Raw genomic sequence first — 26317 nt, 5'->3', positions numbered from 1 at the left:
TCGCTCCCTTATTTAGACGCGGTTTCAGGTTTTGCCTGAGTGTCTACAATGGATTGGGTTTCTAAGTTTGCTTGCTTCGGCACAACAACCATACCTGGTTTGATTTTCTGTAAGCCAATCACAATGACACGGTCGCCATCTTTCATGCCTTCAGTTACTAACCAGTTGTTGCCAATCGCTTGTGCGACTTGTACTTTGCGTACTTCAACTTTGTTTTCAGCGCCAACAACCATCACTTGCGCATCACCTTGCGGAGTACGTGCAACACCTTGTTGTGGGACTAAAATCGCGTTTTCTTTCACACCATCTTCTAAAATAGCGCGAACAAACATACCCGGCATCAGCTCTTTGTTCGGGTTAGGGAATACTGCACGCATCGTGATGGAACCTGTGGTTTCATCGACAGTAACGTCAGAAAACTCTAATTGCCCTTTCTGCGCGTATTCTTGCCCGCCATTAATGACTAAGCTAACAGGCGCTTTACCCGGTTCTTTTTGCAGAGCACCATTTTCGATTTCAGCTTTTAAACGTAAGAAATCTTCGCTCGACTGAGTGACATCCACGTAGATAGGATCTAACTGTTGAACGCGCATCAGTTCAGTTGCTTGACCAGCTGAAACTAAAGCACCTTCAGTCACGTTGGATTTACCAGTACGTCCACTGATAGGGGCAGTGACTTTGGTGTAATTCAAATTAATACGTGCTGTTTCAACTGCCGCTTCAGCCGCTTTTACTGCAGCCAGTGATTGAGCATACGTTGAGTTCGCTTGATCGTATTCTTGTCGGCTAATGTAATTCGTGCCAAGCAGTGGCTTATAACGTTTAACAGTTAATGCGGCGAGATTAGCATTTGCTTGCGCTTTGGCTAATTCTGCTTTAGCACTATTGTAGGTTGCTTGGAAAGGTGCCGGGTCGATTTGATATAACGATACGCCAGCCTCAACATCGCTACCTTCTTTGTAGTTACGTTTTAGGATGATGCCACTTACTTGTGGGCGAACCTCTGCAATACGAAATGCAGATGTACGGCCTGGGAGTTCGGTCTTAATGGTCAGAGGTTCAGCTTTCAGCGTAACAATTCCTACATCAGGCGCCGGGCGTTCACCGCCACCTTTCTGTTCTTCGTTACAACCAGATAACGCTAAGCCGCCTGAAAGGACCAACAGAGCCAGAGGTAACACCCCTCTGTTTTTTCGCATAAGTTAACCTCAATTAATCGATATGAGTTCAAAACAAAATTAAGAAAAAAAGCAAATTATATGATTTATCACTATGCTATAGTACAAACATACACTAATGTATGTAAATCAGCTTTCGATAAAAACGAGCGTCAATGGCACGAAAAACTAAACAACAGGCTGAAGAAACCCGTCAGGAAATATTAGATGCAGCCATCAAAACATTTTCTGAACGAGGAGTAACAGCCACATCATTAGCCGATATAGCCAAAGCTGCGGGCGTTACCCGTGGAGCTATATATTGGCATTTTAAAAATAAGGTGGATCTGTTCCATCAAGCCTGCGAATTTAGCGATAATCAAATTACTCAAGCTGAGGATTATTATCGTTCGAAATATACCAATGATCCACTTTTAATACTAAGAGAATTGCTAATATATATTCTTACGGATTTTATTAGTACTCCTAAAAACCGCGCGTTAATGGAAATCTTTTTCTTAAAATGTGAGCTCGTCGGAGAAATGGCTTCTGTCGTTGATTTTAAACGTGAAAATTATCTGGCAAGCGAACAGCGGATTATTAAGAATTTACGTGACTGTGTGGATGCAGGGCAACTTCCTGCCGATTTAGATTTAGCGTGTAGTGCGGTTATGATCCGCGCACTGATGTCGGGCTTACTTGAAAACTGGTTATTACAGCCAGAGCGTTTTATTATAGACGCACATACAACGACGTTAGTTGATACTCTATTAGAAACGCTCAAAAATAGCGTTTCGCTGCGAGTCAAACCGACGCCAAACGAATAATCGGAGAAAACCATGTCATCCATTTTGATCATTGCGAATGGCGCGCCTTACGGAAGTGAAATGTTGTTTAACTCTCTGCGCTTAGCCATCACGATAAAAGAGCAACACCCTCAAACCGACCTGAAAATTTTCCTAATGTCCGATGCTGTCACTGCCGGGATCACCGCACAAAAACCGAAAGAAGGGTATAACCTTCAGCAAATGTTAGAGATTTTAACCGCGCAAAATGTCCCTGTTAAATTATGCAAAACTTGCACTGATGCCCGTGGTATCAGTGAGCTGCCATTAATTGATGGTGTCGAAATCGGTACATTAGTTGATTTGGCTGCGTGGACATTAGACGCTGAAAAAGTTCTCACCTTTTAATTTTATCGCCATTGATTAAAAAGATTTTTGAGAATTGAGCTGCGGCTTGTCAAAATTGCAGCTCAAAGCGCAAGTTAGAACCGAGTTTATTAGAAGCAAGCATATTAGCGTTAAACAATTTAAGTGCTAAATAATAGTAGGATCACAACGAGATATCATGGGCTCACTGATGCAACATAGAAAAGTGTGGTTATATTCAATCAGAATATTTTTGGCATTTGCCATCACTTTTTTCTCTTTTCAAATTTCCGCTGCAACAATTAATAACCTTCCCAGCAAAAACGAGATAAAAACAGAGCTCAATTCGCTAAATAAAAAAAATAATGCGGGGCAAGAAGATAAACTCGCTATTGCCGATTTGGAAAAGTCATTAAATTATTATGATGAACTGGAAAAACTTGATCAGCGCTCAGACGAACTGCAAAAAAAATTAAGTCACTCCGGTGAAGAGTCAAAAAAAGCGGTTCAGGGTTTATTACAAATAAAAAATCAGAATGAAAATCCTGATATTAACTTTCAGCACCAAATTGAAAATAGCAGCCTGCAACAATTAGAGTCCATGTTGGCAACCCATTTGGATAACCTGCAAGCGGAGCAAAATGATCTCGCCACATACAACAGTCAACTGATCGGTTTACAAACTCAACCTGAGCGCGCCCAAGCTATCATGTTGGACAATGCCAGACGATTGCAAGAGATCCGCAATGAACTTAACAGCACATTGACTGACTCCAACAAGCTGCGCACCACGCAATTGAATATGCTGCAACTCGAGCAATACCTTCTACAGCAGCAAAACGAATTTCAAAAGCGCGTTCTTCAAGCCAATACGCAACTCCAAGATGTTTTACAGAAACAGCGTGATTACACGGCGGCGTACATTGAGCAACTCGATGCTCGAATTCAGGTGATCCAAGAAGCGATTAGCAAAGAGCGTCTTAGTGATTCCCAATCGACAGTCCGTGAAGCACAAAACACCTCTACGGATGATGCCGTACAGCAAAATCCGATTATTCAAAAAGAGGTGGAGATCAATAACAAGCTGAGCAACCGCTTGATTGAAGTGACTCAAGACGGCAACAAAATGGTGCAAAATGGTATCCGAGTAAAAACTTGGTTAGAACGCGCCACACAGTCTGAACGAAACTTAAAAGAGCAAATCAACGTATTACGCGGAAGTTTGCTGCTATCGCGAATTCTTTTTCAGCAACAAATTGATTTACCCGCGGATATCCTAACCAAAAACTTACCTGTCACCATCGCTGACCTGCGTTTGGAGCAATTTGATATTAACCAGCAGCGTGATGCGTTATATCAACCTACGGATTACATTAATAATCTTGAGCATGAGCAAGCAGTTAAGGTCGGAGAGCAAGAAAATGCTCACTTGTTTACCCCTGAAGATAAAGCGGCACTGGTAAAAATCCTGGATGTTCGCCGTGAATTATTGGATGAATTGAATTTACAGCTAGGCGGGCAAATTTCCCAAGCCATTAATTTGCAACTGGATCAAAACCAATTATTGAGTGTAGTCAGTTCGCTTGAACATACCTTGGCTCAGCAGATTTTCTGGGTAAACAGTAATAAGCCGATGGATATTGAGTGGTTAAAAGCGTTCCCAGAAGCGGCCACAAATCAATTAACTCACCTCGATTTTGATTTTTCATTCTCTAGCCTGAAAAAAGGGCTGATTAGCTCGCTGTGGGTAACGATCCCTTTATTATTGGCAGCACTGATTTTTATCTGGTTGAATCGAAAAATTACTCAGCGTCTGCATGACATTGACCAGCGTTTATACAGCCTGCGTAACGACAGCGTATTGAATACACCGCTGGCTCTGTTTCTCACGTTGCTGCAAACCATCCCAATCTCATTAGTGGTTATCGCCATTGGTTACTGGTTCTTAAAAACTGGTAACCTGCAAGGGGAGTTTATTTGGTCTTATTTCTTGCAACTCGCTATTTTCTGGGCGCTATTTGAACTAACGTTCAGGGTGTTAAAACCGCAAGGTATAGCCGAAAAACACTTTAACATTGAGCATGAAAATGCCCAGCGTATGCGTCGTCGAATGGTGCGTTTATCGGTACCGCTGATCCCGCTTATCTTCTTTTCCACCTACGGTATGATTAACCCACTGAAGGTATCTGAGGATGTGATTGGGCAGCTCGTGGTTTCTATCTGTTTATTATTATTGTGTATTTTTACCATTCCGTTCTGTAAACAGGTTTGGACGGAAACGGGTAGCCACTTAACGCGCTCGATTTTGATCACGCTACTGACATTCTCACCGCTAATTTTAATCGGTTTGATGATTGCGGGTTACTATTACACCACCCTCCGTTTAGCCAACCGTTGGTTAGATAGCTTGTACCTGCTGGTGCTTTGGTACATCACGTATAATGTCTGCTTGCGAGGCTTAAGTTTAGGGGCGAGAAAACTGGCGTATAAGCGTGCGCTTGAGCGTCGAGCGCAGTCAAAACAGCAAGAAGAGACTGAAAACGAGCCTATCAAAGAGCCGCCAATGACCATTGAGTTGATTAGCCAGCAGTCGCTGCGCTTAACCACAATGGTGCTGTTTATTATCTTTGCATTTGCGTTTTACGCCATTTGGTCTGATTTTATTACGATTTTCTCCTTCCTCGATAGCGTCCAACTCTGGAGCTATACCGCAACATCAGCGGAAGGGGCGAATATCATGCAGCATGTGACTTTGGCCAACCTGATTTTAGCCGTAGTCATCGTGGTGGTAGCGTGGATCATGACGCGCAACTTACCTGGGTTATTGGAAGTATTGGTGTTATCGCGCCTCAAACTGCGCCAAGGTTCCACCTATGCCATCACCACCATGTTGACCTATGTGATTGTCAGCATCGGGGCAATAGCATCCCTTGGGATGATAGGGGTCACGTGGAATCAGTTGCAATGGTTAGCTGCAGCCTTAACCGTTGGTCTCGGTTTTGGTTTACAGGAAATTTTTGCGAACTTTGTTTCGGGGATTATTTTGCTGTTCGAAAGACCGATTCGTATTGGAGATACCGTCACCATCGGGACTTACTCAGGAACGATCAGTAAGATCCGTATTCGTGCCACCACGATTGTGGATTTCGATCGCAAAGAGGTGATCATCCCGAACAAAGCATTCGTTACGGAGCGCTTAATCAACTGGTCGCTCTCAGACACGGTCACGCGAATTACGGTCTCTTTAGGTGTTGCATATGGTTCCGATCTGGAAAAAGTGAAGCGCGTATTGCTGCAAGCGGCAGCTTCTAACAGTAAAGTGATGACGGATCCTGCGCCAGCGGCATACTTCTTAAGTTTTGGTGCCAGTACATTGGATCACGAATTACGTTTTTATGTGCGCCAAATCGGTGAGCGTACTATCACCAGTGATGAAGTGAACCGTGAAATTGATAGGTTATGTCGTGAAAACGATATCAATATCGCCTTCAATCAATTGGAAGTGCATTTGCATAACAATCAAGGGGATGAAGTACAGGAGGTGACCAAGATTATCAAAGATAAAGATAATGATAAAAATGGCGATTAAAAATAACCTGCGTTAATTATCATTCTGACAGGCTGCTTCGGCGGCCTGTTTGTTGAGATAATCCTGCTTAACCATCTCTAATGCTTTTAGGACTGTGTTGGTATCAACTTCAGCCGATTCTAACAAGTAAATTAAATCTACTGCGAGCTGGGTTTCGAGTGGTGCAGTGTCCAGTGTTTCCATTCACGATCCTCTAATCAAAAAATTGGTTTTCTTGGTGCTCGATGGCTTTTTCAATTCGCATTAATGCTTGTCTACAACGGTATAAACGACCGGCTAATGCGGCGAGTTCTTTTTGGCATTGGTGCTGTAAATGTGAGTCAGTTAAGCCACTTAAATAGAGTTCTTTTTCGCTCACCATCGCCTGTAAACGGCGTTCATAATCTTGATGTTGTGATAAACGTTCATATAAATCAACCTGTTCCTTTTTCGTCCGAAAAGAATCTTCTTTTTCCCGTAGCCCTTGTGTAGACAGTTCTCGGGAGATAGCTTGCATTTGATGCACGATTTTTTCGGTTAAAAAATTCACTTGCTGGGCATGGTTCAGGGCAACGCTATTACACAATTGCTGATACAAGGTATTGAGCTCTTTTTGGCAATCACCCAGCTTGGTGGATTTATGGCTAAATAGCTGCATATCAAATCGGGAGTGTGAAAACTCATGGTCTTTGATGGGAGCGACACGCACCGCTAATTCATCAATCTGCTTTCTCAATGCCTCTAACAGAGCCTGTGTTTTCATTTTTTATTCTCAATAAATGTGAAAAGTGGCGGAATATTGATATCCAACAATAAAACTTACAGCAAATAGACGGCTCCTTATTGCATTTTGATGGTAGTTTGCATAGATTCTACCCTTTCGTATTTACTATATTGGTTTTTATTATGACCGCTAAAGAGCAACAACTGCAATTGATTAAAGAAAGTATCGCGACTATCCCTAACTATCCAAAAGAGGGTGTGCTGTTTCGCGATATTACCACACTGTTAAATGACCCGGCGGCTTATCAAGCGACAATCGATATGCTGGTTGAGCATTATCAAAACAAAGGTGTGACCAAAATTGTTGGTACTGAAGCCCGTGGTTTCCTGTTCGGCGCTCCTGTTGCATTACGCTTAGGCGTAGGTTTTGTGCCTGTGCGTAAAAAAGGCAAATTACCGCGTGAAGTTTTAAGTATGACGTATGATCTGGAGTACGGCACCGACACACTGGAAATCCACAAAGACAGCATTACCGCACAAGACAACGTGCTGGTGGTGGATGACCTGCTAGCAACCGGCGGTACTGTCGAAGCGACCGTGAAAATGATCAAACAGCTAGGCGCAAAAGTGGTGGATGCTGCTTTCGTTATCGGACTGCCAGATTTAGGTGGTGTAGAGCGTTTAGCCAAAGAAGGCGTTACTTCCTATAGTCTTGTTGAGTTCCCTGGCCACTAATCTGCTCCGCACTCTTCTTACTATTTTTACTGCAGTCTCGCCCAATGGGTTGAGGCTGTGGTAGCATGGTACTATTATTATATTTATCAATGTCCCATGTTGAATAACAGTGGAATCCATGAGCTATCAGGTACTTGCCCGTAAGTGGCGCCCCCAAAAATTTTCAGACGTTGTTGGTCAGCAGCATGTGTTGACTGCACTTGCTAATGGGCTTGAGCACCAACGGCTTCATCACGCTTATCTTTTCTCGGGTACCCGCGGTGTCGGGAAAACCACGATCGCCCGTTTGTTTGCCAAAGGGTTAAACTGCGAAACGGGGATCACGGCGACACCTTGCGGAAAATGCGCCAACTGTTTGGAAATTGAACAGGGGCGATTTGTTGACCTGATTGAGATTGATGCGGCATCACGCACTAAAGTCGAAGATACGCGAGAGTTACTGGATAACGTCCAGTACGCGCCAGCGCGTGGTCGCTTTAAAGTTTACCTCATTGACGAAGTTCACATGTTGTCGCGCCACAGTTTTAATGCACTGCTTAAAACACTGGAAGAGCCGCCGGAACACGTCAAATTTTTACTTGCCACGACTGATCCGCAAAAACTGCCTGTCACGATTTTATCCCGCTGCTTACAGTTTCACCTGAAAGCGCTGGATGTCCCACAAATCAGTGAACAGCTTGAGTTGATCCTAAATGCAGAAAATATTGAGCACGATACTCGTGCTCGTCAGTTGATTGCCCGCGCGGCAGACGGTAGTTTGCGTGATGCGTTGAGCTTGACTGACCAAGCGATTGCTATGGGGCAAGGTAAGGTCACTGCGGATATCGTGAGCCAAATGTTGGGTACGCTTGACGATGAACAGCCTCTTGCCATTATTGAAGCCCTCGTTCGTGCAGATGGTCTTGGCGTGATGGCTCAAGTGGAGCAAGCTGCTTCCCGTGGCGCTGATTGGGAAAACTTACTGATTGAAATTCTCTCTCAGCTTCATCGTATCGCGATGATCCAATTGCTGCCAGCGGAGCAAGAAACGGACCCTTCCTCTACGGAAGGGCGCCTAAGACAAGTAGCACGATTAATTTCCCCAGCGGATCTTCAACTTTTCTACCAAACCTTGCTGGTGGGGCGTAAAGAACTGACATTCGCACCAGAAAGACGCATGGGCGTGGAAATGGCGCTATTAAGAGCGTTAGCCTTCCACCCAAAGAGTATTATTGAAGAAGTGGAGTTGCCGCCGAAATTAGTTTCAAGAGCGCCAGCACCTGCTTTTCAGCCGGAGCCAGCACCATCAACGGTAAGGCACCCAGCCCCGCAACCGGCGAGCGCAGAGAACTTGCCGGAAAATAGCCCAACATTGCAGCTATTGAAAGCCAGACAGGCACTACAAACGCCACAAAGTGAGGATCCGAGTCCAAAAAAGACTCATCCGGTGACGTCCGAAAGGGCTAAGCCGGCGGTTTCAGCACTTGAACGGCTGGCCGCGGTAACCAGCAAACATCAGCAAAATGTGATGGAAAAAGCGTCACAGAAAACAAAGCCTGCGAAGCCGAAACCTTACCAGTGGAAGCCTCAAAATGGTGAGGTTCTCGACGCAAAAGACACAGTGACAACGCCAACTGAGATCAAAGAGGCGTTGGAATATGAAAAAACCCCTGAATTAGCAATCAAAATCACCGAAGAAGGGCGCGAGCGTGATAGTTGGTCGAGGGAAATCGCGCAATTAAATATTCCGAAGCTAGTTGAACAATTGGCTTTGAATTCATATAAAGAAGAATTGAACGAGTCGCAAATTGTATTGCACTTGCGCTCCGCTCAACGCCATCTTGATAAACCTAACGCCCTAAAAGCGTTGCAAGATGCGTTGAGTGAACATTATGGTCGCCCTGTTGAACTGAAAATCGTTCACGATGATAATACGGCGGTGAAAACGCCGCTGGAATGGCGTCAGGCGATTTATGAAGAGAAACTGGCGCAAGCCCGTCAGTCTATTATTGCGGATAAAACAATTCAAAAATTGCGCGCCATGTTTGATGCGCAGTTGGATGAAGAGAGTATTCGCCCCGTTTAACGCTACAGTTGCGAATCTGTAGCCTCAGTTGTGAGAGAAAACTATGTTTGGTAAAGGTGGATTGGGTAACCTGATGAAACAGGCCCAGCAAATGCAAGATAAAATGCAGAAAGTTCAGGAAGAAATCGCTCAACTCGAAGCTACTGGCGAATCTGGTGCTGGCTTAGTCAAAGTGACCATTAACGGTTCACATAACTGCCGTCGTGTTGAAATCGATCCTAGCCTGTTAGAAGACGATAAAGATATGCTGGAAGACTTGATTGCTGCGGCATTCAACGATGCTGCGCGTCGTATCGAAGAAACACAAAAAGAAAAAATGGCTAGCGTATCCAGCGGTATGCAACTGCCACCAGGCTTTAAGATGCCATTCTAATGCAAACGAGTCCGCTTCTTGAATCATTGATGGAAGCGCTGCGCTGTCTCCCCGGTGTGGGACCCAAGTCAGCGCAGCGAATGGCTTTCCAACTTCTGCAACGTGACCGTAGTGGCGGAATGCGTTTGGCTCAGTCGCTGACTCGTGCAATGTCCGAAATCGGGCATTGCCGCGACTGCCGCACATTTACTGAGCAAGACACCTGCAATATCTGCGATAACCCGCGCCGTCAGCAGAATGGGCTGATTTGCGTTGTGGAAAGTCCCGCAGATATCTACGCTATCGAGCAAACTGGTCAATTCTCGGGTCGTTATTTCGTACTCATGGGGCATTTGTCGCCATTAGACGGTATTGGACCTATGGATATCGGGCTGGATAGGCTCGAAGAGCGACTGGCATCGGAAAACATCTCTGAAGTGATTTTGGCGACCAACCCGACAGTAGAGGGGGAGGCGACGGCAAACTATATTGGGCAGATGTGTGCGCAGTATGGGGTGGCGGCGAGCCGGATTGCGCATGGGGTGCCTGTTGGCGGAGAGTTGGAAATGGTTGACGGAACCACTCTTTCTCACTCGTTGGCGGGGCGCCAACGGCTCTAAAGTCCTCGTCATACTTTGCGCCGTAGCGTTGTTGTCTTCATGCATCAACCCTAGTCACATACTTGTGTATGCTCCTAGGGATTGTTCTTATCCTCGTCATATTTCAAATTGTAGGGGTGTTGGCTGCACAACCTTACCCTAGTCACATACTTCAGTATGCTCCTAGGGATAAGCTTGCTTGCCGCCTACCTACAACTTTGAACTATTTAGAGGATGGTATGGGGTGAGGCTTTAAAAGCAAATTCAAAAGCAAAGCAAAACCCTCCAAGCAAAAGCATCGTAGTTTTTGGTTATTTCCTTTCGTTTAGATTAATTTGGCTGCTAATTTGTGGTTAGTGGTTGAATTCTATTTTTTTGTCCCCAAATTAGTTTCCATCGATAAGTCAAAACTAACTATTAGATTGATGATATAGAGGCGATTAATGAGTATGAAAGGACAAGAAACTCGTGGGTTTCAATCAGAAGTCAAACAACTGCTCCAGTTGATGATCCACTCTCTTTACTCAAACAAAGAAATTTTTCTGCGTGAGCTAATTTCCAACGCATCCGATGCGGCGGATAAACTGCGTTTTCGTGCATTATCTAAGCCTGAACTGTATGAAAATGACGGTGAACTGCGTGTGCGTATTAGCGCAGACAAAGACAAAGGTACTCTCACTATCAGTGATAACGGCATCGGTATGAGCCGTGAAGAAGTGATTGAAAACTTAGGGACCATCGCTAAATCAGGCACTAAATCATTTTTAGAATCATTAGGCAGCGACCAAGTCAAAGATAGCCAAATGATCGGCCAATTCGGTGTGGGTTTCTACTCCGCATTCATCGTTGCCGATAAAGTCACCGTACGCAGCCGTGCAGCGGGTGCTGATGCGAGCGAAGGGGTATTCTGGGAATCGGCTGGCGAAGGTGAATACACTATCGCAGATATCGAAAAAGCTGATCGTGGAACCGAAATTACCTTACATCTACGTGATGACGAAAAAGAGTTTTTAGATAACTGGCGCTTACGTTCTGTTATCAGCAAGTATTCTGACCATATTGCACTGCCCGTTGAAATTGAAGAGAAAAACGAAGAAGACGGCACGGTTACTTGGGAAAAAATCAACCAAGCGAAAGCACTGTGGACGCGCAGCAAATCTGAAATTTCGGATGAAGAATATGTGGAATTCTACAAGCATATCTCCCACGACTACGCAGACCCACTAACTTGGGCGCATAACCGTGTGGAAGGGAAGCAAGAATATACCAGCCTGCTGTATATTCCATCTCAAGCGCCATTTGATATGTGGAACCGCGACCAGCGCCACGGTTTAAAACTGTATGTTCAACGCGTCTTTATTATGGATGATGCTGAGCAATTTATGCCTAATTACCTGCGTTTCGTTCGTGGGGTATTGGATTCCAACGATTTACCGTTGAACGTTTCCCGTGAAATTCTGCAAGACAGCGCTCTGACGCGTAACTTGCGCAGTGCACTGACAAAACGTGTTCTGCAAACACTGGAAAAACTGGCGAAAAACGATGCAGAGAAATACCAAACTTTCTGGCAGCAATTCGGTCTGGTCATGAAAGAAGGTCCTGCGGAAGATATGGGGAACGGTGAAGCGATTGCAAAACTGCTGCGCTTTGCGACCACCCATAACGATAGTAGCGTACAAAATGTTTCGCTGGAAGACTACGTAAGCCGCATGGTGGAAGGTCAGGATAAGATTTACTTTATCACTGCCGATAGTTACGCCGCTGCGAAAAGCAGCCCGCATTTAGAGCTGTTCCGTAAGAAAGGCATCGAGGTTCTGCTGTTATCTGATCGCATTGACGAATGGATGATGAACTATCTCTCTGAGTTTGATGGTAAACAGTTCCAATCTGTGAGCAAAGCCGACGAGTCATTAGATAAGTTAGCGGATGAAAACAAAGTGGAACAAGAAGAAGCAGAGAAGCAGTTAGAGCCATTTGTTGAGCGCGTGAAAACCTTCTTGGGCGACCGTGTGAAAGAGGTTAAATTGACTCACCGTTTAACCGATACACCAGCCATTGTGACCACCGATGCGGATGAAATGAGCACTCAAATGGCGAAATTATTCGCTGCTGCGGGTCAAGCGGCGCCAGAAGTGAAATATAACTTCGAGCTAAACCCGAACCATGCATTGGTGAAAAAAGCCTCTGAAGTGGAAGATGAAAGCGTGTTTGCAGATTGGGTGGATGTACTACTCGATCAAGCTTTACTGGCAGAGCGCGGTACGCTGGAAGATCCAAACTTATTTATCAAAAAAATCAACGAATTACTTTTAAAGTAGTCCATTAAGGTATTTTCGTTTTCGAACATAAACCACGTAAAAAAGCGATTTTTTGCGTGGTTTTTTTCTTTTGCGAAAAAAGATAAATGGGAAAACGTTTACGTGTCTTCTTGAGTCAGATGCCATGCTAATGGTATGGTAGAGCGTTTTCTTTTCAAATTATAAAAAACTAAATAGCAAGGGGTTTACGCAATGCGTATCATTCTGCTTGGCGCTCCAGGCGCTGGTAAGGGCACTCAAGCTCAATTTATTATGGAGAAGTTTGGGATCCCTCAGATTTCAACCGGCGACATGCTACGTGCCGCGGTAAAATCAGGGAGCGAATTAGGTTTACAAGCTAAAGAGCTGATGGATAACGGCAAATTAGTGACTGATGAACTGGTTATCGCATTAGTGAAAGAGCGCATCAAACAAGATGACTGTCGCAATGGCTTCTTGTTGGATGGGTTCCCGCGTACCATTCCTCAAGCGGATGCAATGAAAGAAGCAGGCATCAACGTTGATTACGTTTTAGAATTTGATGTTCCTGACGAAATCATTGTTGAACGTATCATTGGTCGCCGTGTTCACGCACCTTCAGGTCGTGTTTATCACGTCACTTTCAACCCACCTAAAGTTGAAAACAAAGATGACGTAACTGGCGATGAATTAACTATCCGTAAAGACGACCAAGAAGACACGGTTCGTAAACGTTTAGTTGAATATCATGCACTGACTGCGCCATTAATCGCTTACTATCAAAATGAAGCGAAAGCGAGCAGCACTCAGTACTTCAAGTTAGACGGTACTCGTAAAGTGACTGAAGTGAGCGCAGAGTTAGCAAAAATTTTAGGCTAATTTTTAACGCATCATATAAAAAGGCAGCGTTAATCGCTGCCTTTCTTTTTGTGCCACAAGTTGGCAAAATTAGTTATTAAAATCTGTTATTGTTGGGAATAATTATCAATTAGGAGCTGTTCTAATGTTAGAAAAAAAATATGGAATTCTATTGGTAAATTTGGGAACGCCCGATGCCCCAACAACAACAGCCGTTAAACGCTATTTAGCTGAATTCTTAACTGACCCGCGTGTTATTGATGTTTCCCCATTGATTTGGAAGCCTATTTTATATGGTGCTATTTTGCCAATCCGCGCTTCCAAAGTGGCAAAACTTTATGGCTCAATTTGGATGGATGAAGGCTCGCCATTATTAGTTTATTCACAGCGTCAAAAAGAAAAATTATCTGCATTTTTTCCTAATACACCGATTGAGCTGGGAATGACTTACGGCTCGCCGTCAATAAAGAGTGCTATCGACAGCTTGATTGAGCAAGATGTGACGGAATTAGTGGTTTTACCGCTGTATCCACAATATTCCTGCACCACGACGGCTGCCGTCTATGAGGCTATCACTCGCGCTTTTAAACCTATGCGGACTATCCCGTCGGTGCAATTTATCCGTAGTTACGCCACTCATCCCGCGTATATTCAAGCCTTAGCGGAATCCATCGAAGCCAGTTTTGCTAAACACGGTGAACCAGATAGGTTGATCCTCTCTTTCCACGGTATCCCGCAGCGTTACTGCGACTCAGGGGATATTTATGATAAAGAGTGTGAGCAAACCACCGAATTATTAAAGCAAGCCCTGAAATTCCCAAGTGACCGAGTGTTAATGACTTACCAATCTCGATTTGGGCGTGAACCGTGGTTAAGCCCATACACTGACCAGACGATGAAAAAGTTACCGTCAGAGGGTGTTAAGTCAGTGCAAGTGGTTTGCCCAGGGTTTTCGGTGGATTGTTTAGAAACATTAGAAGAAATTAGCGAGCAAAATAAAGAATTTTTCTTACATAATGGTGGTGAGCAATATCGTTATATTCCTGCACTGAATGACAGCGATATCAGCATTAATATGATTCAGTTAATTCTGAAAAATCACTTAGAAAGAGTGATTTCATAGGTAATTTCATAAAGAAGGTTAATGGTTATATCCAAAACTTAAATTTTGACTATAATTATGACCTCAATATTCAATGGTACAATTTAGAGTGCGTTGTTTGGAATTAACATGACTGAAAAAACCAATTTATCTCCAGAATTAAAAAAACAGCTAGAGCAAGATCCGCAATATAAATTGCAGCACAATGATGAAATAGATCTCATGGCGTTGATAGCGGTTCTGTTTAAGAATAAATTATTGATTATTATTGCAACAGTCATTGTTACCGCACTGAGTATTGGGGTTGTCAAAATGTTACCTCAGAAGTGGACGAGTGAAGCGGTTATTATCCCGCCAACGTCTGAAGAGGTAAAAGAAGCTAATGAATTTTCAGCACGCTTAAATGCATTAGGCATGGAAGTTGACTTAGGTTCTCAGCGTATTTACAACGAATTTATTGTTCAATACCGCTCTAAAGTTAACCAAGAAGCTTTCGTTAAAAGCACCGACTATTTTAAAACACTACTTGATAAACTTGAGAATAAAAATGATCCGCTCGAGGTTCAACGTTTAGTGAATCGTATCATTGCGGATTCGATTAAACTGAAATACAACGGTAAAGAAAAAGACAGTGATGATAGCGACATCGTACTGTCATTTACCGCGCCAACAGCGGTTGAAGCGCAAGATTTAATGGATGGGTATATTCGTTATACGGCGAGTATTGTCCGTAAAAGAATGAAAACTGAAGTGGATAATGCGATTGCACGCCAACTGATTTATAGCGTTGAAGCATTAAAACAAGATACCACCAAAATCCAGATTTCTTATGACGTTAAAATTGAGCGTTTAAAACGTGCTATTACCATCGCGAAAGCCGCTGGAATTACACGTCCAATCGCAAGAGATTCAGTGGCAATTAATGATGACCCTGATTATCCAATTGCATTAGGTTCAGAAGCGTTAGAAGAAAAATTGGGGATTGAGTTAAAGAACCGCGACTTAGCGCTGATCAGTGAAAAACTGCAAAATGCAAAAGTCTATATTGAAAACTTAAACTCACTCACAACTAAAGAATTAGAGTTTGAGCCAGTGAGATTTATTCTGACTCCGGATTTACCGATTACTAAAGACTCACCTAAATCGATGCTTATCGTGGCATTAGGCGCTATTCTTGGCTTTATTATGAGCTGTGCGTTTGTGCTAGGTCGTGACCTATACCGTAACTATAATCAGCAAAATACTCGCCGTAAGTAATCACTCTAAAGCGTTATAAATACCTAACCGGCACCTTTTTATCGAAGGGTGCCGGTTTTGTTTTATCGTGTTAGAATACGGAAATGTTCCTTTTTTAATGTTCCCAATATGAAATTCCCCGGTCAACGCAAATCTAAACATTACTTTCCCGTCTCTCTCAGAGATCCTCTTTTACAACCGATGAAAGAGATGCTCTCTGACGATGAAAACTGCAAATCGTATATTGTGGGTATCGACCAAACGCTCGTCGATATTGAAGCCAAAATTGATGATGAATTTATTGAACGTTATCAATTAAGTAAAGGTCACTCTTTAGTTATCGAAGACGATGCGGCTGAAGCGCTCTACAAAGAGCTCACCGATAAGAAACTGATCACCCATGAGTTTGCAGGCGGCACAATAGGGAATACACTTCACAATTACTCTGTCTTAGCCGATGACCGCTCCGTCTTATTGGGCACGATGTGCAACAATATTCAGATTGGTAGTTATGCTTATCGCTACCTATGCCATACTTCAAGCCGTATGGATCTAAACTACCTACAAGGGGTAGATGGCCCTATCGGGCGTTGTTTTACGCTCGTGACTGATAACGGTGAACGTACGTTTGCTATTAGCCCGGGGCATATGAACCGCTTACACCCCGATAGCATTCCTGAAGAGATTATTGCAGGCGCATCAGCGCTGGTATTAACGGCTTATTTAGTGCGTTGTAAGCCGGGGGAAACCATGCCGGATGCGACGATGCAAGCTATCCATTATGCGAAAAAACATAATGTTCCCGTGGTACTGACATTGGGAACCAAGTTTGTTATCGCTCAAGACCCGCAATTCTGGCGTGATTTCCTTAAAGATCATGTCTCAGTAGTCGCCATGAACGAAGATGAAGCCTTGGAATTAACCGGTTTTAGTGATCCCCTATTGGCATCTAATATGGCGCTGGATTGGGTTGACCTTGTTCTGTGTACAGCAGGACCTTCAGGGCTGTATATGGCAGGCTTTACGGAAGAAGAATATAAACGTAAAACTCAGCACCCATTACTGCCGGGAGCAATTGCTGAATTTAACCTGTATGAATTTAGCCGCGCGATGCGCATGCAAGATTGCAAACAACCGCGTCGCATTTTCTCTCATATTGAACCTTATATGGGCGGTCCCGAAAAAATCATGAACACCAATGGTGCGGGTGATGGAGCTTTATCTGCGTTACTGCATGATATTACGGCGAACTCTTATCACCGTTCAAATGTGCCTAATTCCAGTAAGCACGAGCGTCAATATCTCACTTATTCCTCACTGGCACAGGTGTGTAAGTATGCGAACCGTGTAAGTTATCAAGTGCTTTCTCAGCATTCACCGCGCTTAACTCGCGGGCTACCAGAAAAAGAAGATAGCTTAGAAGAGTCCTATTGGGATCGCTAACTTGGAATAAGTAATGCTGAAATAAAAAAACACCTCGAATGAGGTGTTTTTGTTTTTATCATGATGCTAACTATTACGCTTCTTTGGCGATCCCCGCAGGGTGCTCAGCTTTAACCGCCTCAACCGCTTTCTCATCTTCTTGTTCATAGCGCATCGCTTGTGGAACAGAGATTTTAATCGCAATAAATACCGCTAAGAAACCGCCCACTAATTTACCTAACAGAATTGGTAGCACCAATGTGGGTTGGAAGTTTGCGGTAAAGGCTAAGTGGTCGCCAATCGTCGCTTGAGCACAGACCCCAAAGGCTACGCACAACACTTTATCCCTTGCACGCATTTCTTTGAATAAGTGGTAAGTTGCAATGATATTTGCCATCACCATGATGAAACCCAGAGAACCTGTATCGCTCAGTTTTAATCGGCGGCTGAGTGCGCTGACTAGTGGCTTGCAGTAACGTTGGAACAGGTAACAGATAGGGAATGTACCTGCGAGCATGATCCCGATATAACCTGCAATCTCGATCGCACGGAATAACTCATTTTGATCGGCAAATAGTGGATCGAATCCCCAAGCCCCAAAGACTTTACTAAATACGCCGGTAAAATGTTCCACAATGGAGAAGGCTAATACTAATTTCACGAATGCATCCATGATCTTACCGAAGATCAGAAAGCCCGTAACCATTAGCATTGGACGATATTTTAATCCCGCAGCCAGCAAGAAACAGAAAACGAATAGCGGCATTAAATATTGCAGCATCGTCAAGAAATCAAGGGTGAGTTGATGAGTGGCTGGGGAGTTAGTCGAAATAATATCGCGAACAGGGATATTATTCAGTGTGATCAACAGCAATGAAGCCAATACCCCGAATGGGATTGAGATCAATCCTGCCATTGCCCCTAAGGCTAAATATTTGTGATCTTTACGATTTAACATCGTTAAACCAACGGGGATCAGATAAACAATGGTTGCCCCAGAGGTATAACCGATCAACATCGCAGTGATCCACATATCGCGATTCGTCGTTAAGGCGTCTGCTAACTGATATCCGCCCATATCTACCGCGATAATGGATAGTGCTGCGATAGAAACATCAGAGCCAACAGAGCTAAATACTGGTCCTAAGATGTAAGATATCAATTGTGAAAGTAGCGGAACGGCAGCCATGATCCCTGCTTGAGCGAGAAACACGGGACCAATAGAAAAAATACCGTTTACAAACTCTTTTCCGAGGTCGCTGGCAGGTCTGACAATCGATGCAACAGCGCCAATCACGGCGCCGCACATGATTAAGTAGATAATATAGTTTCCGAATTCGGCCATAGTAGGGTTTCCTTTCTTTTTTATTGTTGGAAGAATTAATTTCTTAGCTGGCGAGAACGGGCAATAATGTCGCGATACTGTTCCATTACGCCTTGCATGTTGGTGCCGTCTGGGCGCGTGACACTGGTGTTGCGTCGTATCGCCATTTCATGGCTTATTCCCAAACCTTTACGAGCAAGCAAGGCAGCCCCGAGTGCTGTGACTTCACGATTTGCTGGTGCTTCAATATTTTTTTGTAATAAATTGGCTAAAAACTGCTTAAAGTACTGATTTGACGATAACCCTCCATCGACTGAAATGGACTGACCTAATGGAGAGATTTTCTCCATTGCGAAAATAACTTCGGCGGAGCGGGCGGCTATTCCTTCTAAGACCGACTGCATCATATCTTTCTTATCGGTATCTAATGAGAGTCCCGCCCATAAGCCGGCAGCGCTGCGATCCCAATAAGGACAGCCTAAGCCTGAAAGTGCAGGTACAAACGCTAAACCACGTTTAATCGCGGGTTCATCACGAAAATCTGAAAGTTCATCAAAATCCTCAAATAGGCCGATTTTACGTGCCCAGTTGATTGCTGAGGCGGCGTTATACACACCACCATCTAAACCGAAAACAGGGGCTTCACCTGGGAATTTCCAGCAAAGTGTGGGTAACAATCCGCTTTGATGAGTTTGTGGGATATCGCTCCCCGTCAAGGCTTGCAAGAAGGCGCCAGTACCAAAGGTAATCTTGGCATCTCCTTTTTGGCGGCAACCATGACCAAATGTTCCAGCAAATTGGTCGACAATAATGGCGGTCACTGGCGTGAGATGCCCGTCGAGATTGACAGCACCAAAGTCACCGATATTGTCACGCAGCGGTGGCAAACAGTGGATTGGCACCCCAAAAATTTCACACAGCTGTGGATCCCACTCGAGGGTATGAATGTTGAGTAAAGAGGTACGTGATGCGGAGTTATAATCCGTCACAAAAACATCGCATAAACGGTCAAGGAAAAATGCATCCATAGTGCCTATGCGTAGGCGGTTTTTATCCGCAAGGGATTTAGCCCCTACCACATTCTCCAGAATCCATCCCATTTTACTGGCTGAAAAATAAGGGTCTAAGGGTAGTCCCGATTTTGATTGGACAAGCGGCTCAAGCCCCGCATCTTTAAGCTGCTGGATGGTTTTTTCAGTACGCAGATCTTGCCAAACAATCGCGTTATAAAGGGGGCGCTTGGTCTGAGCATCCCACGCAACAATACTTTCGCCTTGATGACAAATACCAATAGCATCAACAACTTCACAACTATTTAGACACTTGATGATGTTCGTTAGGATCTCTTCAGGATCGTGCTCAACCCAACCACTGTTTAAGGTGATTTGCTTGTGTGGAATACTCATCGGGGAATGGTAATGGCCGCCTTCTTCAAAGACGACGACCCGGGTTCCCGTTGTTCCCTGATCGATAGCGGCATAACGTTGATTGAGCATCGCTGAATTTCCCAGTGTTATAAATGTTGTAAATAGGTTTGTTTTTTTGCTTACTATCGTTTAATCGGAAATAAAATCCACAAAAAACTCACAATAACTTCTGTGAATGTGAGAACTGTCACAATAAGATAACAATGTGAGAAGTTTTTGGAGTGTTATTGTGATTTGTGTTGTTTTATGTATTGAGGTTGTGGGAATTATGTGGTTTTATGTGTCCAAGTTTTATATTAAGGATTTCAGCCATGAATGCTAATAATAAAAAAATGTGGGATGTCATTGTCATCGGCGGGGGTGTCATTGGCTGTGCAGTGACCCGAAAATTCACATTGATGGGCGCTAAAACTCTGCTGTTAGAGCGTGGTGGCGATATTTTATCAGGAGCAAGTAAAGCAAATAGCGCGTTGTTACATACCGGTTTTGATGCCACACCAGGGACATTAGAATTGGAATGCATGCAAGATGGGTATCAGGAATTCATTGATATTAGAGAAAAAATGAATTTACCGTTACTCAAAACAGGCGCGTTAGTCGTGGCTTGGAACGAAGAGCAGCTCAATAAGCTGCCGGGTATTGTAGAGCAAGCACACACTAACAACGTCATGGATGTGGGAATAATAGATAAAGAAGAGCTTTATCGTCGAGAACCTCATTTAGCGGAGGGTGCGCTGGCAGCGGTTGAAGTTCCGGGTGAATCGGTAATTGATCCATGGAGCACGCCACTGGCGTATTTAACTCAAGCCGTAAAACACGGTGCAGAGTACCAATTTCATTGTGAAGTGACTGCGGGTGAGCTAAATGCGGGAATTTGGACATTATCCACATCAAAAGGTGAGTTTTCTGCCCGATTAGTGATTAACTGTGCCGGTATTAATGGGGATATCGTGGAATCTATCTGCCACCCATCACCATTTGAGATTAAACCGCGTAAAGGTCAATTTTTGGTATACGACAAAGCAGCAGCGGCAGATATCAATGCGATCATTTTGCCAGTACCCACCGCGATTACTAAAGGTGTTCTGTTATCGAAGACCATTTTCGGTAACTTATTGTTAGGCCCAACAGCGGAAGAACAGCAAGACCGCTGGAAAGCGGAAGTGAAGCAAGAGGTCTTGCAAGCTTTAATCGACCAAGGCTCACGCATGTTGCCATCACTGCATAATTACAGCGTGACGGCCACCTATGCCGGATTACGCCCCGCCACGGAAGAAAAATATTATCGAATTAATGATTATCCCGAAAAGCAGTGGATATGTGCTGGGGGAATTCGCTCAACGGGCTTAACGGCAGCGTTGGGGGTCGCCAATCACTTAGGGAAACTTTACCAAGAGAATTTTGACGCATTATTTGAGCTATCACCGCCAACTGAATTAATTTGGCCTAAGATGCCGATGCTCTCTGAATATGATGAACGTGATTACCAATGTAAAAATAATGGCGGCATTGTGTGCCATTGTGAATTAGTGACTCAACGAGAAATTGAAGCCGCGTTTGATTCTGACATTCCACCAGAATGTTTAGGCGCACTTCGTCGTCGAACTCGCGTCATGATGGGGCGTTGTAACGGTTTTTATTGTAGCAGTCAGGTCGCTGAAATTATTAACGGTCGCTTTGACAATACCTTAGCGGTGGAGGCAGTGAAATGAGCTTAAATTACGATGTGATCATTATTGGCTCAGGGCCGGCGGGTATCGCGGCAGCACAAACATTACGTCGCCGTGGTATTCATAATATTGCGATTTTAGAGCGTGAAGCCCATGCAGGTGGTGTTCCTCGTCATTGCCAACATCCCACTTTCGGTTTGTTAGTGTTTAAACGCCCAATGAAAGGCAACCTGTTTGCGGAAAAAATTGTTAATAATTTAGGGGATACACCAATACTAACGCGTTGTACTGTGACGCAATTACAACCTAATGGCACTTTAACAGTCACAACTCCTGATGGCGTGGTTGAGATGCGCGGTAAACGCATTTTGATTGCAACAGGCGTTCGCGAAACACCACGTCACCCACGCTTAGTTTCTGGCTTGCGCCCTCAAGGTATTTTAACTGCGGGTGCGCTACAACAATTTGTCTATTTAAAAGGGCAAAAACCGTGTTTGAACCCAGTGATCGTTGGCAGTGAGTTAGTCAGTTTCTCTGCATTATGGACATTAAAAAATGCGGGCGTAAAAGCGAAAGCCATGATTGAAAGTGGCGAACGAATTCTGGCATTCAAGCCGGCTTCATTGTTTGCTAAAGCCATGGGAACCCCAGTATATGTGAATAGCAAAATCACCGAAATTGGCGGTTTAGAAAGAGTCGAATATGTGATGGTGGAAACTGCAGGGCAAATACGCAAAATTGAGTGCGACTCTGTGATTTTTACCGGGGGCTTTGTGGGCGAAAATACGTTAATTCGTAAAAGCCACCTGAATTTTGAGGCTAGTACAGGCAAACCTGTTACTGACCAGCATAGCCGCTGTTCTGATGGTAGTTATTACGCGGCGGGTAACATGCTGCACCCTGCGGATATGGGGGATCAGTGCTACCAAGAAGGTGAGATCACCGGCGGGTATATTGCAGATGATTTATTAGCCAATCACCATCAAACGGATGTACAGCAAGGAAATAGATTGCCGATTCGATTTGCTGAGCCAATTCGTTTTACGGTACCTGCATGCATCAACATGTCCGAAAATACGGCGAAAAATGTGGATTTCAATATTCAAGTCAACATGGCGATAACGGGAACAATCCGTGTGATGGCAGGTAATACCGTGCTGTATGAAAAGCATCGTCGCTGCTTACCGACTCGTCGTATTTTGCTGAAAAATATCGATTTAACAAAAATCCAAGCGAGTGCTACTGAAATTACTGTCACTGTTGTATAGTGCTGGAAATGTTAAATGGTCAGAAGGATTAAACTATGTGTGAGGGACGCTCCTCAAAAGTACGACACCAAACCATCATTGAGATGTTATCGACTCAAGGTCAGGTGTATGTACAGGAGCTTGCAACGCATTTTAATGTGGCGCAAGAAACTATCCGCCGTGATCTGAGTAAGCTTGAAACTCAAAAATTATTAAAGAAAGTTCACGGTGGGGCTGTCAATATTCAGTCTAAATTTGAGCGTAATTTTACAGAACGAGCGCAAGCTGCGGTTGATGAAAAGAAAGCGATAGCAGCAAAAGCGGCGGAATTAATTAAGCCCGGAGACACACTGTTTATTGATTTTGGTACGACGACCTTTGAGTTTAGCCAACGCATTAAGTCGATTGATAATATAACGGTGATAACAAACTCACCGTTGTTAGCGAGTACATTGCAGGAAAACCCTACCATCGAAACGATTTTGATTGGTGGGCAATTTAATGCGGCACAAAATGCCTGCTTAGGCGCAATCGCATTAAAGAATATTACGGAATTTTTCGCAGATTATGCGGTTATCGGCGCTGGCGCTTTTCATCCTCAGCATGGTGTGATGGATCAACACGTTGATGAGGCTGCCATTGCACAAAAAATGCAGGAAAACAGTGATAAGCTGATGGTGTTAGCTGATGGAACAAAAGCCCATAAGCATGCGATTAACTTTGTGGCTGGGTGGGATAATATTGATTATCTCATTACTACCACTAAAGACTTTAAATTAGCTGAAAATAAAAAACGCCCGAAAACCAAAATTATTATTGCAGATATTCTGTAAGCCATAAAAATCAAAGCATTACCCATTTAATTTATACCCTATGGAAAATAATTCATTTATTTTTCATAGGATTACTTTGCTCAAAATTCGTTAAATACGACACTAGGAATTAAAATGAAACTTTATTTTATTGCGTGCCCATATTCTGATCCTGATAGCAATGTTGTGGAAATGCGTTTTCAAGCTTGTACCCAATATGCAGCGGAATTAGCGCTTAAAGGAATTGCAACCTATAGCCAAATTACCATGACTCACCCGATCAATCAGTACTTAGCTTCGCAAGGGCAAAAAGTGGCATGGTCAGCGATTGATATGGAATTTTTAAAGCGTTGCGATGGTTTGATTGTTCTGACGCTGGCGGGATGGGAAAAAAGTGGTGGTGTTGCCGCAGAAATTCAATTCTTCAAAGATAAAGGTTTACCTGTGTGGACTGACAGTGAATTTGCTGAACAAATGCTGAATTCATAATAAAAAAAGCCGTAACGTTAATCAGTTACGGCTTTTTTGTTTTCAATTAAAAATGAACTTAATTGACACTGAACTTAGTGGCTCGGTTTTAGATACTCATCCAAATTTTTGCCATCTGGGTTGTGATTATCTTTATCCTTATCATCTGGGATAGCACAACCAAATTCAGCCACATCATTGCACATTAACGTGGTGATAGATTTTGCAATCTCATGTTCACCAATAATAATGTGGTCTGCACCGCGTTCTCTAATAAAGCTGACTTCATCATCATAGTGGGCGCGTACGACCACGGTGATATTCGGATTCAGCTCTTTGGCGGTAGCCACAATTTCACCTGCTTCATAACCGTTTGGAATGGTTAGTAACAGGGATTTTGCACATTCAATACGGGCAAGGCTTAGGATATCTTTACTAGCACCATTACCTAAGATGGCACTGAAACCATTTTCAGCCAGCTCTTCAAAGCGTGCACGGGTATCTTCAACCACAACCAGTGGGATTTCACGACGACGCAGTTTATCAGCCAGCATGCCACCAACGCGACCGTAACCAACTATCACTGCATGACCACAAATATCCACTGGGATCTGAGTCTCTTCTTCCAGTGTTTCTTCCAGAAGCTGCTCTTCGATGGTCTCGGTTTTTTCCAGATATTTATCCAACAGGCTGAATAACACTGGGTTTAGCATGATAGAGACAATCGCACCGGCTAATACCAAGTTTTGAGCGTCTTTATCCATTACCCCGAGTGCCAGACCCATTCCCGCCAAAATAAAGGCAAACTCACCAATTTGAGCCAAGCTGACAGAAATGGTTAATGCGGTACGGCGTGAGTGCCCAAACATGCGTACGAGCACCAGCGCGGCGGCAGATTTACCAATAATAATGATACCGAGAACAGCGATGATCCCTAACGGTTGCTCAATGAGAACCACTGGGTCGAATAACATCCCGACAGACACGAAGAACAGTACTGCAAACGCATCGCGTAGCGGTAAAGTGTCCTGAGCCGCACGATGGCTCAGCTCTGATTCATTCAGCACCATGCCTGCGAAGAATGCGCCTAATGCGAAGGAAGCGTCAAAAATCGCGACAGCAGCATAGGCGATACCTAATGCAAGCGCTAAAACCGCAAGCGTAAACAGTTCACGAGAACCTGTTGATGCTGTGCGAGATAAAATCCATGGGATAACTTTTCGCCCGATGACAATCATAATGACGATAAAGGCAACGACTTTACCTATTGTCCATCCAAGGCTCATGGCTAATTCGCCAAAACTGGCTTCATTACTATCCATGATCCCTGCGGCAGCAGGTAACAGTACTAAGGCGAGAACCATGGCTAAATCTTCAACGATTAACCAGCCAATAGCGATTTGCCCGCGTTGACTTTCAATGAGTTGCCGCTCTTCAAGTGCACGTAGTAATACAACGGTACTTGCTGTTGACAGACAGAGACCAAAGACAATTCCCGTAAATACGCCCCAACCGAATAACATCGATAAGCCAAGACCTAATAAAGTCGCGACGGCTATTTGAGCGATGGCGCCGGGGATGGCAATTGCTTTTACGGCTAATAAATCTTTCAATGAGAAATGTAGACCAACACCAAACATCAAAAGAATAACCCCGATTTCAGCGAGTTCAGGGGCTAGGGTGGTGTCTGCAACAAAACCGGGGGTAAAAGGACCCGCTAACACACCCGCGGCAAGATAACCGACAAGTGGTGAAATTTTTAAGCGCTGCGCGAGCATGCCTAATATATATGCAAGGGCGAGACCACCAACAATGGTTGTAATTAAGGGCGTTGAATGCTCCATTAAGTCTCCTCTGGTTTGTTTATGAATAAAAAGGTGGGTACATGCCTTTGGCTTTCAAAATGTTGATGACGTTAATCACCATTTTGAAATACAAATTGCGTGTTTATCTATTTTAGCGGTTTTGAAAACAAATTTCTTTAAAAAATTGCCTAGTTTCTAAAAAAAAATCGAGCTGATAGGGCTAAATCGTTACAAGCTTTTTATTTTAGTCGTTTTTATGGAAGTCTTTTGTGAAATAAAGGAAGGGTTATCCATACTTATAAAAACATAAGTATGGATAA

Annotated in this window: 22 protein-coding genes; 16 read left to right on the top strand and 6 right to left on the bottom strand. The window is 43.9% G+C overall.

The genetic code is table 11. The annotated features are described in order from the left end of the window. Positions 1-8 precede the first annotated feature (8 nt). Entirely contained in the window at positions 9-1199 is a 1191-nt protein-coding gene (locus ACY3ZI_RS15805; protein ID WP_036952569.1) for an efflux RND transporter periplasmic adaptor subunit, read from the bottom strand. Between the two features lie 134 nt (positions 1200-1333). Here ACY3ZI_RS15805 and acrR point away from each other — a divergent pair, with 134 nt between their 5' ends. From acrR to mscK, 3 genes are all read left to right on the top strand, one after another. After that, on the top strand, positions 1334-1984 hold the full coding sequence (gene acrR / locus ACY3ZI_RS15800) for a multidrug efflux transporter transcriptional repressor AcrR (RefSeq protein ID WP_036952567.1): 651 nt from the start codon (positions 1334-1336) through the stop codon (positions 1982-1984). Between the two features lie 12 nt (positions 1985-1996). Beyond that, the gene (locus ACY3ZI_RS15795) at positions 1997-2350 is read left to right on the top strand and encodes a DsrE/DsrF/TusD sulfur relay family protein (RefSeq protein WP_036952565.1); all 354 of its coding nucleotides are present in this window, start codon (positions 1997-1999) and stop codon (positions 2348-2350) included. 157 nt (positions 2351-2507) lie between these two features. Next, a complete protein-coding gene (gene mscK, locus ACY3ZI_RS15790) occupies positions 2508-5897 on the top strand; it encodes a mechanosensitive channel MscK (RefSeq protein ID WP_487375482.1) in 3390 nt (1129 codons plus the stop codon). 12 nt (positions 5898-5909) lie between these two features. On the opposite strand, the gene ACY3ZI_RS15785 is transcribed toward mscK, so the two are convergent. Then, entirely contained in the window at positions 5910-6080 is a 171-nt protein-coding gene (locus tag ACY3ZI_RS15785; protein WP_036952561.1) for a DUF2496 domain-containing protein, read from the bottom strand. Positions 6081-6090: 10 nt separating this feature from the next. Further along, positions 6091-6639, bottom strand: a complete 549-nt coding sequence (priC, locus tag ACY3ZI_RS15780; RefSeq protein ID WP_211887784.1) for a primosomal replication protein PriC — start codon at positions 6637-6639, stop codon at positions 6091-6093. A gap of 143 nt (positions 6640-6782) precedes the next feature. Between priC and apt the strand changes: the two genes are divergently transcribed. The 9 genes from apt (at position 6783) to ACY3ZI_RS15735 (ending at position 17265) form a co-directional block, all read left to right on the top strand. Continuing rightward, positions 6783-7334, top strand: coding sequence for an adenine phosphoribosyltransferase (gene apt, locus ACY3ZI_RS15775; protein ID WP_036952557.1), 552 nt, complete (start codon positions 6783-6785; stop codon positions 7332-7334). 118 nt (positions 7335-7452) lie between these two features. Beyond that, positions 7453-9399 carry a DNA polymerase III subunit gamma/tau gene (gene dnaX / locus ACY3ZI_RS15770; RefSeq protein WP_487375481.1) on the top strand — a complete coding sequence of 649 codons (1947 nt, stop codon included), beginning with the start codon at positions 7453-7455 and terminating at the stop codon, positions 9397-9399. A 43-nt stretch (positions 9400-9442) separates the two neighbouring features. Further along, positions 9443-9772 (top strand): YbaB/EbfC family nucleoid-associated protein, encoded by a 330-nt coding sequence (locus ACY3ZI_RS15765; RefSeq protein WP_006659291.1) that lies wholly within the window; start codon positions 9443-9445, stop codon positions 9770-9772. After that, on the top strand, positions 9772-10371 hold the full coding sequence (recR, locus tag ACY3ZI_RS15760) for a recombination mediator RecR (protein WP_211887788.1): 600 nt from the start codon (positions 9772-9774) through the stop codon (positions 10369-10371). Before ACY3ZI_RS15765 ends, recR begins: the two co-directional genes overlap by 1 nt. 422 nt (positions 10372-10793) lie before the next feature. Beyond that, positions 10794-12668: a molecular chaperone HtpG gene (htpG, locus tag ACY3ZI_RS15755; protein ID WP_487375480.1), complete on the top strand. Its 1875-nt coding sequence runs from the start codon at positions 10794-10796 to the stop codon at positions 12666-12668. A 192-nt stretch (positions 12669-12860) separates the two neighbouring features. Beyond that, on the top strand, positions 12861-13505 hold the full coding sequence (adk, locus tag ACY3ZI_RS15750; protein ID WP_036952549.1) for an adenylate kinase: 645 nt from the start codon (positions 12861-12863) through the stop codon (positions 13503-13505). A gap of 124 nt (positions 13506-13629) precedes the next feature. Continuing rightward, complete coding sequence (hemH, locus tag ACY3ZI_RS15745; protein WP_211887791.1) at positions 13630-14607, top strand: ferrochelatase; 978 nt, start codon at positions 13630-13632, stop codon at positions 14605-14607. A 108-nt stretch (positions 14608-14715) separates the two neighbouring features. Further along, a complete protein-coding gene (gene wzz(fepE), locus ACY3ZI_RS15740; RefSeq protein WP_211887792.1) occupies positions 14716-15843 on the top strand; it encodes an LPS O-antigen length regulator Wzz(fepE) in 1128 nt (375 codons plus the stop codon). A gap of 108 nt (positions 15844-15951) precedes the next feature. Beyond that, positions 15952-17265: an inosine/guanosine kinase gene (locus ACY3ZI_RS15735; protein ID WP_036952541.1), complete on the top strand. Its 1314-nt coding sequence runs from the start codon at positions 15952-15954 to the stop codon at positions 17263-17265. Positions 17266-17338: 73 nt separating this feature from the next. Here the strand turns inward: ACY3ZI_RS15735 and eutH are convergent, their stop codons facing one another. Further along, entirely contained in the window at positions 17339-18589 is a 1251-nt protein-coding gene (gene eutH / locus ACY3ZI_RS15730; protein WP_036952538.1) for an ethanolamine utilization protein EutH, read from the bottom strand. A gap of 35 nt (positions 18590-18624) precedes the next feature. Then, complete coding sequence (locus tag ACY3ZI_RS15725; RefSeq protein WP_036952535.1) at positions 18625-20064, bottom strand: FGGY family carbohydrate kinase; 1440 nt, start codon at positions 20062-20064, stop codon at positions 18625-18627. Positions 20065-20306: 242 nt separating this feature from the next. Here ACY3ZI_RS15725 and ACY3ZI_RS15720 point away from each other — a divergent pair, with 242 nt between their 5' ends. The 4 genes from ACY3ZI_RS15720 (at position 20307) to ACY3ZI_RS15705 (ending at position 24213) form a co-directional block, all read left to right on the top strand. Continuing rightward, a complete protein-coding gene (locus ACY3ZI_RS15720; RefSeq protein ID WP_211887793.1) occupies positions 20307-21707 on the top strand; it encodes an NAD(P)/FAD-dependent oxidoreductase in 1401 nt (466 codons plus the stop codon). Next, positions 21704-22933 carry an NAD(P)/FAD-dependent oxidoreductase gene (locus ACY3ZI_RS15715; RefSeq protein WP_211887794.1) on the top strand — a complete coding sequence of 410 codons (1230 nt, stop codon included), beginning with the start codon at positions 21704-21706 and terminating at the stop codon, positions 22931-22933. The genes ACY3ZI_RS15720 and ACY3ZI_RS15715 overlap by 4 nt, the downstream gene beginning before the upstream one ends. A gap of 35 nt (positions 22934-22968) precedes the next feature. Then, positions 22969-23745 (top strand): DeoR/GlpR family DNA-binding transcription regulator, encoded by a 777-nt coding sequence (locus tag ACY3ZI_RS15710; RefSeq protein ID WP_051422679.1) that lies wholly within the window; start codon positions 22969-22971, stop codon positions 23743-23745. Between the two features lie 114 nt (positions 23746-23859). Next, on the top strand, positions 23860-24213 hold the full coding sequence (locus ACY3ZI_RS15705) for a DUF1937 family protein (RefSeq protein ID WP_036952526.1): 354 nt from the start codon (positions 23860-23862) through the stop codon (positions 24211-24213). Between the two features lie 74 nt (positions 24214-24287). On the opposite strand, the gene ybaL is transcribed toward ACY3ZI_RS15705, so the two are convergent. Continuing rightward, on the bottom strand, positions 24288-26036 hold the full coding sequence (ybaL, locus tag ACY3ZI_RS15700; protein ID WP_036952523.1) for a YbaL family putative K(+) efflux transporter: 1749 nt from the start codon (positions 26034-26036) through the stop codon (positions 24288-24290). Between the last annotated feature and the right edge of the window lie 281 nt (positions 26037-26317).

The organism is Providencia sp. LY12, from assembly GCF_057621555.1.
Note: the sequence above shows the minus strand (reverse complement) of the source record. Positions and strands in the feature narration are given on the sequence as shown.